The sequence below is a fragment of the Polynucleobacter hallstattensis genome (genome assembly GCF_018881835.1).
Classification (GTDB): Bacteria; Pseudomonadota; Gammaproteobacteria; order Burkholderiales; family Burkholderiaceae; genus Polynucleobacter; species Polynucleobacter hallstattensis.
The window spans coordinates 64839-78203 of record NZ_JACVPO010000002.1 but is presented as its reverse complement, the minus strand read 5'-3'; the positions used below and the strand labels follow the sequence as shown (position 1 = coordinate 78203).

The following is a 13365-nucleotide window of genomic DNA, read 5'->3' as shown; positions in this document are numbered from 1 at the left end:
TTATAGCAACTCCCAGGAAGGCAGAACTCTTTTTCCTGATGAGGCTAAATGCGGGTAGCTCGTCCCTACCCCAGCAACGGCTACGAGCTGGCCCTTGATATAGAGCAGCGGAGCCTGTCGCTCCCAAGGCGGTGTATCCGATTCTTGAAAGAGATTCTTGAGCGTTTTGCGTGGGGTATTGGGTTTGATTTGAATCTTTTCTGCCCCCTGGCGCAGTCTTTCCTCAATTAGGCCTTTTTCTTCGGCGGTATTGACCCAATCAGCAGGCAAGCCAAGTAACTTACTTCGTAAAGGCACATTTTGAAACACCCACCGCCCTGTCATGCAATGCGCTATCTGCAAGACGTTGCGCCACAGATAAATACTGACTTCATCATGTTGCCACTCCAAGCTGGAGTCTGGTTTTACAACCTTAAGGTCTTTCCACCAAGATTCAAGACGTTCCTGGGATGGCATTGCCAGATTATTTAACTTCAACCAATAACGCAGGACATTATTCGCTGCAGCTTGATCTGTTTTGGCTAGAGCCAAGAGAGGCGCTAGCTTTAACCGACTACCCTGAAAAAGATCCTTCCCATCTAGCTTAGCTAGGCGATCGAGCAACACTTGAGATTGGGCCAATAAAGTAGCGCTTCGAGCTAGATTGCCAATTGCACCTGGCTGAATTTTCTCCAGCCTTGGAATGATTTCTTTACGAATCGCATTGCGGCGATAGCGTGTATTTTGATTGCTAGGATCTTCTACCCATTTGAGTTTGTATTCTTTGGCATAGACCTCTAACTCCGCCCTGCTTTGATTAAGTAATGGACGCCAAAGAGTAATTGGGTCACCTTGGTTACCGTTGGCGCGGTGAAGTGGCATACCAGAGAGACCCGCTACGCCAGAGCCACGTAAGAGTTGCAAAAGCACAGTTTCAGCTTGGTCGTTTTGATGGTGCGCAAGCAGCAAATCTTCAATGCCATGCTCAATACATAAATCCGTCAAGGCATCGTAACGCTCTACCCTCGCTCTAGCTTCAATATTGCCCTGAGATGGATCAGCAAAGTGCAGTAGACGAAAGTCAAAATGCACCTGGTATTTTTTGGCTAGCTGCTCACAAAACACCAGCCATTGATCAGCGGGCTTTTGCAATCCGTGATGAATATGAAATACCCAAAGCTCAGTTGGGTCATGAGAATTTTCTTTGACAGCTTTACAAATAGTGTCAAGCAACACAACCGAATCGAGCCCACCGCTTAAGGCAAGCCCAATCCGTTTGGCTGCTGGTAAAGCCGCCTTAAGACTTGACTTCGATTTCCTTGAACTTGCCATAACTCATCAAGCGTTCATGGCGACGCTCTAACAGCGCATCCACTTTCATCCCATCGAAAGTCTTGAGTGACTCAGCCAAAGCTTTACGCATATTGTTCATCATCGTATCGTAATCACGATGTGCGCCGCCAGTAGGCTCGGCGACGATCTTATCGATCAAGCCGATCGCTTTTAAACGTTGTGCAGTCAAACCCAATTGCTCAGCAGCTTCAGGTGCTTTATCTGCAGTCTTCCAAAGAATGGATGCGCAGCCTTCTGGTGAAATTACCGAGTAAGTTGAGTTTTGCAACATCAAAACCACATCACCCATTGCAATCGCTAGTGCACCACCAGAACCACCCTCACCGATGATGGTGGCGATAATTGGTACTTCTAATTCAGCCTGAACATAGAGGTTGTGACCAATCGCTTCTGATTGGTTACGCTCTTCTGCATCTATTCCAGGAAATGCACCCGGTGTATCGACAAACGTAAACACTGGCAATTTAAATTTTTCTGCCAGGCGCATGACACGCTTTGCTTTTCGGTAACCCTCAGGGCGACTCATGCCAAAGTTTCTTAAAGCACGCTCTTTAGTATCACGACCTTTTTGGTGGCCAATGACAACGCAAGGTTGATTCTGAAAACGGGCTAAGCCAGTAATGATAGATTGGTCATCTGCAAAATTACGATCGCCATGAAGTTCATGAAAATCGGTAAACAATGCGCCGACGTAATCTAATGTATAAGGACGCTGAGGATGACGCGCTACCTGAGAAACTTGCCATGGACTTAAATTGGCATAGACATCTTTGGTTAGTTGCTGACTTTTTTCAGTCAGCGTTTTGATCTCATCAGAGATATCTACTGATGATTCATCTTGCACAAATTGCAGCTCTTCAATCTTTGACTCTAATTCAGCGATTGACTGCTCAAAATCCAGGAAAGTCGTTTTCATAGTTCGATTTTAATATTCAACGGGCTTGGGGTCGATACTTCTCCACATATACCAAGTGGCTACCGTGCGCCATGGGGCCCAATTTGAAGCCACTTCGCGGGCTTCATGCCTGCTCACAGGCTCTCCGCTGAAGTAATTGAGGGAAATCGCCTTAATCAGACCGGCATCGTCCAAGGGGAGGATATTTGGCCTAATCATATTGAAAATCAGGAACATTTCAGCTGTCCAGCGACCAATTCCCCGAATCCCACATAATTCTTTGATGATGACCTCATCCTCCATGCCTTTCCACTGATTGGCATGTAATCGACCAGAATCAAAGTGTTCGGCCAAATCGCGGATGTACTCCACCTTACGACCCGATAATCCCGCTGCACGCAAATCTTCAATACTTAAGGCAAGAATATTTTTAGGATTTACCTTGTTTTTAGATGCCAATAAAACCTTGGTCCAGACAGACTGAGCCGCAGCAACCGAAATTTGCTGGCCAACAATAGCTCTTGCTAGGGTAGTAAATGCATCACCACGAGTTCGCAAAAAACCTGAGCCATATTTTGGAATCAGTTTTTTTAAGATACGATCATGCTTCATCAGCTCAGTACAAGCCTGCTCCCAATAATCAGGAGCAACTTCTTCAATGATGACTTGTTGTGCCACTTTACTCAAAATAAATATTCTTCAATTAACTTTTGCGCCATTCAGTAATGCCACCGGGTTTATCCTCCAATACTACGCCCTGATCTAATAAAGTCTTGCGAATTAAATCAGCTTTAGCAAAATCTTTAGCTAGCTTTGCAGCGACTCGTGCCGCAATCTGCTCTTCAATAGCAGCAGCAGATAAGCTCGTATCACCACCTCGGGATCCTTCTTGCAAAAATACGATGGGGTCACGTTGCAAGAAATTAAGATCTCCAGCCAAGCTTTTGAGAAGGCTAGCCAACTGCGCCTTGTCTTCGCCCAGCGTTCGGTTCACTTCGCTAGCTAAATCAAACAGAACTGCTATCGCCTCAGGCGTATTAAAGTCATCATTCATCGCATTAGTGAAGCGCTGAGACCATGGCGAATGTGGGTCTATAGGCATATCGCTTAATGTCACTTGCGCTAAAGCCGTGTAAAGACGAACTAGTCCAGCGCGAGCTTCTTCAAGCTGTGAATCACTATAGTTAATTGGGCTGCGATAGTGGGCGCGTAACATAAAGAAACGCAAGACTTCGGGGTCGAAGCTCTTCAAGACATCACGAATGAGGAAAAAATTACCCAATGACTTGGACATCTTCTCTTCATTTACCCGAATATGCCCGTTATGCATCCAGTAATTTACAAAAGGCTCATCACTAGCTTGGTGATCTTGGCCGTAGAGAGCCCCCTCGCTCTGAGCAATCTCGTTCTCATGATGCGGAAACTGCAAATCTGCACCACCACCATGAATATCAAAATGCTCACCTAGCAAATCGCATGACATGGCAGAGCATTCAATATGCCATCCGGGGCGACCTTCACCCCAGGGGGATTTCCAACGCGTATCTGCAGGCTCCTCTGGTTTGGCACTCTTCCATAGAACAAAATCCAATGGATCTCGTTTACCACCACCCACAGCGACACGCTCACCGGCATTTAATTCATCAAGAGATTTACCGGAAAGGCGACCGTATTCTGGAAACAATCGAACGGCGAAATTAACATCGCCATCCTCGCCTTGATAGGCTAATTCTTTTTCAATCAAGCGGCCAATGATGCCCTGCATCTGCCCGATGTAATCGGTTGCACGAGGCTCATGATCGGGGTGCATCAAGCCCAATTCATTTGAATCGGCATGCATTGCATCGATAAAACGCTGCGTTAATACAGAAATAGGCTCGCCATTCTCAATTGCACGATTAATGATCTTGTCATCAATATCGGTAATATTACGGACGTAAACAACCTCATAAGCACTGGCACGCAACCAGCGCACCACCATATCAAACACAATCATCACCCGGGCATGACCAATATGGCAAAAGTCATAAACCGTCATTCCGCAGACGTATATCTTCACCTTACCCGACTCAATGGGTTTAAAGGCCTGCTTGGAACGACTGAGAGTGTTATAGATTTGCAGCATAGGGGCTATAAAGGGTGGGCAAGTAGCGCCAATTTGTTAGACTGAGCGCTGAGTATATCGAATGAGCCCGTTTTTCACCCCACACCCTATGCCAGCTAACCATTTTTTACTACGTCCAGCCCGGCTGGGTGGCTTTTGCGCCATTTTTGCCATTTTATTCCTCACGGGCTGCAGTACTCCTGGGCAACAGTTAGCAGAGGCTGAAATTAATGCCCTCAATAGAGCCCCCGCTAGCGCTCAAGGCACTCAAGCGCCCTATCTAGGATCTTACGGTCCCAATGACCCTCCAAGACTTGCCGGTAGTGACGTAGGCTACGATCAATTTAACGCCGAGTTGTCAGACTCTGTCGCTGTTCCGTTTTTGTCCTTTTTAATTATTGAACCTGATCCTGTAACTAAAAACGGGGTTCCGTCCGACATAGAAAAGTTAGTTAAAGCCAAAAAATATCCTGAAGCCATTGATAGTATTAATAAGCAACTGAAGAAGACGCCAGGTAATGTGCAGTTACGTTACGTCAAAGCGCGTATGCAGATTGAAATGCGTCAGTGGGTAGAGGCTAAAAAGACCCTGATTGAGATTACCCAGCAATTTCCGGAACTACCTGAGCCTTATAACAACTTAGCCGCACTAGCGGCAAATCAAGGTAGCTGGATCGAGGCAAGAGATTATTTAGAGCTCGCCTTGAAATTACGTCCGAGCTATACAGTTGCCTCCGCTAACTTAGGCGAGGTCTACATTCGCCTTGCTGCCCAAGCCTATGACAATGCCGCTAAGGATGCAGTCTTAAATCAGCGTCAATATACCAATCGTGCAAAAGCACTGATGGAGATACTGAAGCCGGCTAAAAAAGGCGTTGTGCCAGCAGCGCCTGCAATCCCAGCAACACCTACTTCAAAATAATTTTCATACCTTTTTATCTACTAATTCATAGAAAGTAAATTCATCATGGCCAAAGTTCTACTGAAAACAAATAAGGGCGATATCACCCTCACTCTGGATGCTGCCAAAGCGCCAAAGACTGTTGCTAATTTTGTGCAGTACGTCAAAAGCGGTCACTACGATGGCACGATATTCCATCGCGTGATTGATAATTTTATGATTCAAGGTGGCGGCATGACTGCTGGCCTAAAAGAAAAATCGTCTGGCGCTCAAATTGAGAATGAAGCAAACAACGGCCTCAAGAATGACCGTGGGACAGTGGCTATGGCTCGCACTAGCGACCCGCACTCTGCGACAGCGCAATTTTTCATTAACGTCAATGACAATGATTTCTTAAACCACACCGCCCCTAATGCTCAAGGTTGGGGTTACGCTGTTTTTGGCAAAGTCACTGATGGTCTTGATGTGGTTGATGTCATTCGTAAAGTTAAAACAGGTAATTCAGGCTTTCATCAAGATGTTCCTGCTGAAGACATCCTCATTGAAAAGGCAAGCGTTCTCGAGGAATGATTCCGCAATACTCGAGCGCGCTGCTCATTTCTGATTTGCATCTCACGCCGTCAATGCCCTTGACGGCGCAACGTTTCTTTGATTTTTGTGAAAAAGACGCCCCTCGGGTAGAGGCTGTATTGATCTTGGGTGATCTATTTGAATATTGGGTCGGAGATGATGCCGCTTTACATTCACCTTTTCAACAAGAGGTAAAAAATGCGCTTGCAACACTGTCCACTAAAGTCAATACTTATTACCTTCACGGCAATCGAGACTTTTTAGTTGGCAAGCATTTTTTAAGTAAAACTGGCATGACCCTGATGACAGATCCTTCTAAGATCAATATTGCTGGCTCTGAATATATTCTTTGTCACGGCGACTCACTTTGCACGGCAGATATTGGCTATCAAGTTTTCCGTAGCACGGTTCGTAAACCCTGGATCCAAAAACTATTCTTGAGAATGCCTTTGAATTGGCGCCGCTCCATTGCTAATCATTTGCGCAGCAATAGTAGTGTCCAATATCAACGATCAATGAGATCTTCAGTTGAGGGTGCGCAAGTCAAAACGAATGTCACCTTAGCCGCCTGCGCAGCAGTTCTCAAAGATCAGGCTGGAAATTTGTTGATACATGGTCACACCCATCTCCCTAAACATCATCAAGAGCATCTACAAGACCAGGAATGGCAACGCTGGGTCTTATCAGACTGGGATTTAGATCACCCTGAGAGTGGGCGACCACGCGCAAGCGCACTACTCATTAATCAAGACGGCGTACGTTACACCGACCTGATCAAAACTTAATACTGCCGCCTAATTAACAGGTGGAATATTTAGATAAGCACTGCACCATCTGAGCAAAAATCCGTGGGTTTGCGCACATCACTTCACCGCTTTGTAAGAAGCCTTCTTCACCACGGTAGTTACCAACAAGTCCACCAGACTCAGTAATCAATAAAGCGCCTGCAGCCATATCCCATGGCTTGAGATCGCTCTCAAAAAATCCATCGTATCGACCAGCAGCAACATAGGCTAAGTCAAGAGATGCAGCGCCAGGACGACGCAAGCCGGCACATTGGCGCGACATATCTGCAAAGATTTTTAAATACTTTTCTAAGTCCTGATCATCCCGATAAGGAAAGCCCGTACCTAACAAAGAATTGGCTAAACGATCTTGCGTGGCAACACGCAAACGCCGACGATCCAAATAAGCGCCTGCACCACGCGTAGCAGTGAATAACTCATCACGAGTCGGGTCATACACTACGGCCTGTTGGGTGACCCCGTATACAGACAGCGCAATGGAAACTGCATATTGCGGGAAACCGTGAATAAAGTTGGTTGTGCCATCGAGCGGATCAATGATCCAGACATTTTCAGCATCAGCGTTTTGGGCGCCAGTTTCTTCGGCTAAGAATCCGTGCGAAGGATAGGCTTCGCTGAGCGTTTCGATAATGGCCGCTTCAGCCTGTCTGTCCACCTCAGTTACGAAATCATTATGTTGTTTGCGGTCAACCTGAAGACGCTCTAAATTCAGAGAGGCTCTATTAATCACGGTTCCGGCACGACGGGCAGCCTTAACGGCCACATTTAACATGGGATGCATAGTATTGATGGACAAATTAAATAAGAACAAGCTCACCAAATTGCAAACTGCGGGACAATAAGGAGCTAACACCCTGATTCTAAACGATTGCTACATTGAACTCGCAAGCCACTAGAGAATTCCCGTTGACATGAATGCATCACAAGCACAGTTACTACGCTGGGTTTTAGTTGAAACCAGTCACCCAAGAAACGTAGGGTCGGCAGCCCGCGCACTGAAAACCATGGGCTTTAGCGATCTACGCCTGATTGAACCGAAGATTGCAGGGGTTGCCCAGACCCCTGAGGCCATTGCTTTAGCGAGCGGTGCAGTCGATGTCTTGGAATCCAGTCAAGAGACTTTGTCTTTGGAATCAGCCGTTCAAGGCTGCACTCTTGTCTTAGGACTCACCAGTCGTGATCGTGAATTTGGGCCACCAGCATTAAATTGGCAAGAAGCTCGCCCATTAGTTCAGGCAGCTATTGCAGGGAATCAGCAAGTTGCCCTTCTCTTTGGGCCTGAGCGCACAGGGCTAGATAACCAGCACCTTTCACTGTGCACCCATCGCGTATGGCTCGATGCGAACCCACTCTACCCCTCGCTAAACCTGGCACAAGCCATCATGGTTTGCGCCTTCACCCTCAGAGAATCCCTGGGAGAGGATTTGGGGCTTAGATCCTTAGTTCCTAATACTGAATCGGTAGATTATGCGGATCCTGCAGCTGTAGCTGCCATGCTGGATCACTGGCGCGAGGGGCTAGAGGCCATTGGCTACCTTGACCCCGTCAATCCCAAAAAGCTCATGCCCCGCTTACAAGCGCTATTTGCCAGAACACGCCTCCATAAAGAAGAAATCGACCTGCTCCGTGGCATTGCCAAACAGATGCTTTTGAAAAAATAGATTGGGCATTACCCGTTAAAATCAATTTATGTTTAATTCGCTCTTCGACCAAATCGACTCCATCATTGTTCGTGACCCTGCCGCAAGAAATCGCTTAGAGGTCATTACATGTTATCCAGGCTTACATGCTGTTTGGATACATCGGGTATCTCATGGTCTATGGAACTTGGGTTTGAAGTGGATAGCCCGCCTGCTATCGCTGCTAGCCCGCTTCATTACTGGTATTGAAATTCATCCTGGGGCCAAGATCGGTCGCAGGGTATTTTTAGATCATGGTCTTGGAATTGTGATTGGCGAGACTACTGAAATTGGTGATGACTGCACCATCTATCAAGGCGTTACTTTAGGTGGGACCTCTCTATATAAAGGTGTAAAGCGTCACCCTACTCTCGGTAAAGGCGTAGTCATTAGCGCAGGCGCCAAGGTTCTTGGGGGCTTTACCGTTGGTGATGGCGCTCGCGTTGGATCCAATGCTGTAGTGCTAAAAGAAATCCCGGCTGGAGCAACTGCCGTGGGAATTCCAGCGCGTGTCTTGCATCCTGATTTGCCTCAGGCTAGTAGTCCTGACAGCAAGACTAAAGAATACTTCTCAGCCTATGGCGTAACACCAAACGTAGATGATCCAGTTTCTATGGCATTAAAAGGTTTAATTGATGCCACTCTAGAACAAGAGGCGAAGATCGCTGCACTTGAAAAAGCGCTAGCAAAATTGAGCAATATGCCTTCAACACATACCGATGAATCTAGCGATACCAAGCGAGAGCTCGACGTTTTAAAAGAGTGGCTTAAGGAATAGATTTAGTCTTAATGCAGAGTTGGTGATGAGCTGCCAGGCCGAGAGACTGTACCAACAGAATCATCCTCGCCATCATCTAAATCATCAGGCATCCCAAATGCAAATGCTTCTGCACCGACAGGATGTCGATTTTCAATCTCTTCATCTGTAGCAGTTCGAATATCTTCCACTTGAACCCAGAAACGCAAAGCAATACCAGCAAGTGGATGATTCCCATCTAAAACAACTTGGCTATCAGCCACATCAGTAACGGTATAGATCAAGGGGTCTTCATCTTCATCATCAGAGTCTTCCCCTTCTTCATCTGGAACACCCTCAAACTGCATGCCGACTTCCAAAGGCTCAGGAAAGCGTGCGCGTGGCTCAATCTTAAGTAACTCGGGGTCGTACTCTCCAAAGGCTTCGCTAGGTTCAAGCTGAATGCTGGCTTCGTAGCCCACATCCTGACCATCCAATAAAGTTTCAATTTTAGGAAAAGTACCCTCATATCCGCCATGCAGGTATACCATCGGAGAGTCCGGTTCCTCGATAATATTATTTTGCGCATCAGTTAATTTGTAGCGCAGGGATACAACGGTATTTTTTTCGATCTTCATGCGTAATTCATTCAACATTGTGTTTTAAACAGCTTCTTACTGATATGACAGCATTTTACTTGAGCAAAGCCTACGATCCACCACAGGCACCCCAAAACCTGCTGTTAGATCGCCCATGGGCTCTTCTGGGGGGCAATAGTCCTCAACAGTTCATGAAAGCCTATTGGCATAAGAAACCGCTATTAGTCCGAGGCGCCATCCCCGCCTTTGAACTCGCCAAACAAATAGGCCAACCCTTGGGTAGCGCGATATCACCTGAAGAGTTATTCAAAATAGCGGGTGATGATGCAGTGGAATCTAGATTAATTAAGGCAAAGCCTTGGACTTTTACAAACGGTCCATTTAAAAAGAAATTGATTCCCTCTATTGAGAAGTCGGATTGGACACTGCTACTTCAAGGCATGGAGGCCAAACATCCTGCAGCCGCAAAAGTACTTTCTTGGTTTCGCTTTATTCCGGATGCACGTTTAGATGATTTGATGATCAGCATTGCTGGTCATGGCGGTGGCGTAGGCCCCCACTTTGATTCTTATGATGTCTTTTTGATTCAGATGTCGGGACGCAGACGTTGGCGCATTTCTGAGCAAAAGGATTTAACGCTGAATCCAAATCTCCCTTTGAAAATTCTGCAGGACTTTAGAGTAGAGCAGGAGTGGGATTTAGAGCCAGGCGACATGCTATACCTGCCACCCCATATTGCTCATGATGGCATTGCTTTAGATGCAGGCTGTCAAACTTGGTCCGTTGGCTTTAGATCGCAAAGCTATAAAGAAATCTTGCAAGAAGGCTTATGGCGTTTGGCTGAGTCACTAGAGGATATTCCTGAGCTAAATAAGTACTTCGCAGATCCCAAGCAAGCGGCAACTCATTGCGCAGAACAGCTTCCGGATGAAATCATTGCACAAGTAAAGCAAAAGTTGAAAAGCTTAAAACTCGATCGCGTAGAAACTTTTCTTCCTGGCATAGCTGCCTATCTCAGCGAACCAAAACCACAGGCCTACTTTGATGGAACGACCAATACACTATCGCCCGAACAATTTAGACGCCAACTTAATAAGCAAGCCTTACATGTACATCCCTATACAAGGCTTCTCGCTTTAGACTCAAGAATTTACTGCAACGGCGAAGAAATGACCGGCGGTCAAACCGCCCTGGTACAGGCAGCCTGGCGCTCATTGGCAAGCAGCAAGCAGTTCAAGGGCTCCCTAGGGAAAATTGGAGTAAACAACAGTCTTTTTGAGGCTTTTGAGGCCGGATGGCTGCTTTTTTAACGCTCAATTAGTAGATGGCTATAATGCATACTGGAAAGTACTTAGGGTCTAACCCTGTACTTACCAAGTATTCATAACCGGTTATTCAAGATATTTTTTAAGAGGAAATTACAAATGAAGAAGTCACTAGCACTCGTAGCAATGTTGGCAATCGTTTTGGCCGCTTGCGGTAAAAAAGAAGAAGCAAAACCTGTTGAAGCTGCTCCTGCTGCACCTGCTGCTGCCGCTCCAGCTGCTGACGCTCCTGCTGCCGCTCCAGCTGCTCCTGCTGCTGCACCTGCTGCTGACGCTAAGAAGTAATCTTCTTCTTGAAGAAAAAAAGCCGCTGATCAGCGGCTTTTTTATTACCTAATTTCTCTCAGCTTTAATACCTATCGGGCCATTTGCTCCGTCAGCAATGTTAAGAGTTGCAATCCAGCTGCAGTATTTTCAGGCTTACCATCCGCATTTTGAACGAAGACGCTTGAAGAATTATCGCCAGCCGATTTAACCACGACGAGATACTTCTTAGCCTTCAAACTTGAGTCGTCTTTGCTACTGAACAAGTTAGTGAAAAATCCTTTGGTGTCGCCCAAATCCTTAGGGTTGACATAACGTACATAGTAAACGCCATTCGCACGATTACGATCTTCAACAGTAAAGTTGGAGCGATCCAAGGCAAGTCCAGTATCACGCCATGCACGATCAAATCCGGCTGCCACATTAATGTAAGCGGTATTCACGCCCTCTTGAACTAACTTTGCCTTAGGCGTCTTTGGACCTAGTGGTGCTGCAACCTGAGCCCTCGCCATCTCTTGGGTCATGCCCAAACGCTCCATCAAGCGAGCCAAGAATACTGCTTCAAGCTCAGGATCATTTGGACGCGAGGTCCAAATAGTCGATATACAAGCGCCAGTACTATCGGTTGTACATTTTTCAATCGCACCCCGTTGAGTAATATAAACTTCTGTTTCACCAGGTTTACTGACTTCAAGACGTGTTTTATATCTATCGCGCTCACCGGTATCGTAAAGAGAATCCAATGCACCACCAATTGCAGAGCGAATAAAGTCTTGTGCGATCTTAGCGCGATTCTCCGCCCAATCCGTTTCCATAATGCCGGTAGAGGGTGAGTCAATCACCAAAAGGAAACCATTCTCTTGCCAGAAATCTTTAATTTGTGGATAGAGTTCTGGAGCTGGCTTTTCTACAACCAACCAACGACGTTCACCATCACGGGCGATGCGCATCCCCGGAATACCAGTCATAACGTTCTTGCGGGTTTGGACTGATTTTTTTACTGCAGCATTGTACTCAGACATGGTGGCAGAACCATCCTGAACGATATAACGACGATCAGCTTGAGCGGTAATTAGGTCTGGTGGATAAGACAAATTAGGTCCACGCACAGCCCCAGCAGATTTGTAGTCGACTGTGTCATTCGTTGTTACAGATTTACAGCCAAGCAAAACAACGCTTACCAACGAGAGCATTAGTAGGATTGCACAGTGTTGGCGCAAGGGTCGCATCAAATTCATCATAGTAAGCCAGCCTGTTTCAATGCAGCCTTCAAAGGTTCGCGCAAGGCAACACTCAAAGGGGTTAAGGGTAATCGAATGCCTGAGGTCACTTTACCCATTTGATGCAGAGCCCATTTCACAGGAATCGGATTTGCCTCAGTAAACATAGCTTTATGTACCGCCAGTAATTGATATTGAATCGCGCGCGTCTTGACCACGTCATCAGACATTGCGGCCTGACAGAGCTCATGCATTAAGCGGGGCGCGATATTAGCCGTTACAGAAATATTACCCTTGCCACCCATGAGCATCAGCATTGCGGCACTGAGATCGTCGCCAGAAAATACGGAAAAATCTTGATGCCCAGCACGCTGTAGATCAGCTAGCAACAAAGTGCCGCGCTCAATACTTCCAGTGGCATCTTTAATGCCGATAATTCCCGGGACTCCTGCTAGGCGAACAGTTGTCTCGCCAGCAAGATCAGCAACAGTTCTACCGGGGACGTTATACAGAATTACAGGCAAATCAACCGACTCTGCAATTTTCTTGAAGTGGGCATACATACCCTCTTGGGTTGGCTTGTTGTAATAAGGTACCACCTGCAGACTCGCATCAGCACCAACTGACTTAGCAAAGTTGGTTAGCTCGATTGCCTCAGTAGTGGAATTACCACCAGTGCCAGCGATCACTGGGATGCGCCCAGCAACATGATCAACAGTTACTTTAATGAGCTCACAATGCTCTTCTACGGATACCGTAGGGGACTCTCCACTAGTACCCACAATAACAATGCCATCAGAACCTTCGGCAACATGCCAATCTAGCAAGGAACGTAAAGCCGGAAAATCCAGGCTTCCATCCTCGAACATCGGCGTCACAATGGCAGGCATACTGCCTGCGATAGGCTTTTTACTGACTTTGGATTGTGTTGTAT

Annotated in this window: 15 protein-coding genes; 7 read left to right on the top strand and 8 right to left on the bottom strand. The window is 46.6% G+C overall.

Features of this window, described 5'->3' with window-relative positions; translation table 11 throughout:
* The 4 genes from tilS to cysS are packed head-to-tail and all read right to left on the bottom strand — an operon-like array spanning position 1 to position 4352.
* Positions 1–1311 carry a tRNA lysidine(34) synthetase TilS gene (gene tilS / locus ICN26_RS06830; protein ID WP_216267743.1) on the bottom strand — a complete coding sequence of 437 codons (1311 nt, stop codon included), beginning with the start codon at positions 1309–1311 and terminating at the stop codon, positions 1–3.
* Entirely contained in the window at positions 1277–2248 is a 972-nt protein-coding gene (locus ICN26_RS06825; protein ID WP_216267742.1) for an acetyl-CoA carboxylase carboxyltransferase subunit alpha, read from the bottom strand. The genes tilS and ICN26_RS06825 overlap by 35 nt, the downstream gene beginning before the upstream one ends.
* Before the next feature lie 9 nt (positions 2249–2257).
* Complete coding sequence (locus ICN26_RS06820; protein WP_369411830.1) at positions 2258–2905, bottom strand: DNA-3-methyladenine glycosylase family protein; 648 nt, start codon at positions 2903–2905, stop codon at positions 2258–2260.
* A 25-nt stretch (positions 2906–2930) separates the two neighbouring features.
* A complete protein-coding gene (cysS, locus tag ICN26_RS06815; RefSeq protein ID WP_216267741.1) occupies positions 2931–4352 on the bottom strand; it encodes a cysteine--tRNA ligase in 1422 nt (473 codons plus the stop codon).
* A gap of 88 nt (positions 4353–4440) precedes the next feature.
* On the opposite strand from cysS, the gene ICN26_RS06810 reads away from it, so the two are divergent.
* Genes ICN26_RS06810 through ICN26_RS06800 form a run of 3 tightly spaced genes read left to right on the top strand, consistent with a single transcriptional unit; the run spans position 4441 to position 6587 of the window.
* Complete coding sequence (locus ICN26_RS06810) at positions 4441–5253, top strand: tetratricopeptide repeat protein (RefSeq protein WP_255534426.1); 813 nt, start codon at positions 4441–4443, stop codon at positions 5251–5253.
* A gap of 45 nt (positions 5254–5298) precedes the next feature.
* Positions 5299–5802, top strand: a complete 504-nt coding sequence (locus ICN26_RS06805; RefSeq protein WP_216267739.1) for a peptidylprolyl isomerase — start codon at positions 5299–5301, stop codon at positions 5800–5802.
* The gene (locus ICN26_RS06800) at positions 5799–6587 is read left to right on the top strand and encodes a UDP-2,3-diacylglucosamine diphosphatase (RefSeq protein WP_216267738.1); all 789 of its coding nucleotides are present in this window, start codon (positions 5799–5801) and stop codon (positions 6585–6587) included. The genes ICN26_RS06805 and ICN26_RS06800 overlap by 4 nt, the downstream gene beginning before the upstream one ends.
* A 13-nt stretch (positions 6588–6600) precedes the next feature.
* Here ICN26_RS06800 and ICN26_RS06795 read toward each other — a convergent pair whose 3' ends face one another.
* Entirely contained in the window at positions 6601–7389 is a 789-nt protein-coding gene (locus tag ICN26_RS06795; RefSeq protein WP_216268413.1) for an inositol monophosphatase family protein, read from the bottom strand.
* Between the two features lie 130 nt (positions 7390–7519).
* On the opposite strand from ICN26_RS06795, the gene ICN26_RS06790 reads away from it, so the two are divergent.
* Together ICN26_RS06790 and cysE are read left to right on the top strand one after the other, a co-directional pair.
* On the top strand, positions 7520–8269 hold the full coding sequence (locus tag ICN26_RS06790) for an RNA methyltransferase (RefSeq protein ID WP_216267737.1): 750 nt from the start codon (positions 7520–7522) through the stop codon (positions 8267–8269).
* A 28-nt stretch (positions 8270–8297) separates the two neighbouring features.
* Entirely contained in the window at positions 8298–9065 is a 768-nt protein-coding gene (cysE, locus tag ICN26_RS06785; protein WP_216267736.1) for a serine O-acetyltransferase, read from the top strand.
* Between the two features lie 8 nt (positions 9066–9073).
* Here cysE and ICN26_RS06780 read toward each other — a convergent pair whose 3' ends face one another.
* Positions 9074–9661 carry an FKBP-type peptidyl-prolyl cis-trans isomerase gene (locus ICN26_RS06780; protein ID WP_216267735.1) on the bottom strand — a complete coding sequence of 196 codons (588 nt, stop codon included), beginning with the start codon at positions 9659–9661 and terminating at the stop codon, positions 9074–9076.
* Positions 9662–9705: 44 nt separating this feature from the next.
* Between ICN26_RS06780 and ICN26_RS06775 the strand changes: the two genes are divergently transcribed.
* Complete coding sequence (locus tag ICN26_RS06775) at positions 9706–10932, top strand: cupin domain-containing protein (protein WP_216267734.1); 1227 nt, start codon at positions 9706–9708, stop codon at positions 10930–10932.
* A 114-nt stretch (positions 10933–11046) separates the two neighbouring features.
* Entirely contained in the window at positions 11047–11232 is a 186-nt protein-coding gene (locus ICN26_RS06770; protein ID WP_216267733.1) for a hypothetical protein, read from the top strand.
* 71 nt (positions 11233–11303) lie between these two features.
* Here ICN26_RS06770 and bamC read toward each other — a convergent pair whose 3' ends face one another.
* Together bamC and dapA are read right to left on the bottom strand one after the other, a co-directional pair.
* Positions 11304–12452 (bottom strand): NlpB/DapX family lipoprotein, encoded by a 1149-nt coding sequence (gene bamC, locus ICN26_RS06765; RefSeq protein ID WP_216267732.1) that lies wholly within the window; start codon positions 12450–12452, stop codon positions 11304–11306.
* A complete protein-coding gene (dapA, locus tag ICN26_RS06760; RefSeq protein ID WP_216268412.1) occupies positions 12449–13321 on the bottom strand; it encodes a 4-hydroxy-tetrahydrodipicolinate synthase in 873 nt (290 codons plus the stop codon). The genes bamC and dapA overlap by 4 nt, the downstream gene beginning before the upstream one ends.
* Between the last annotated feature and the right edge of the window lie 44 nt (positions 13322–13365).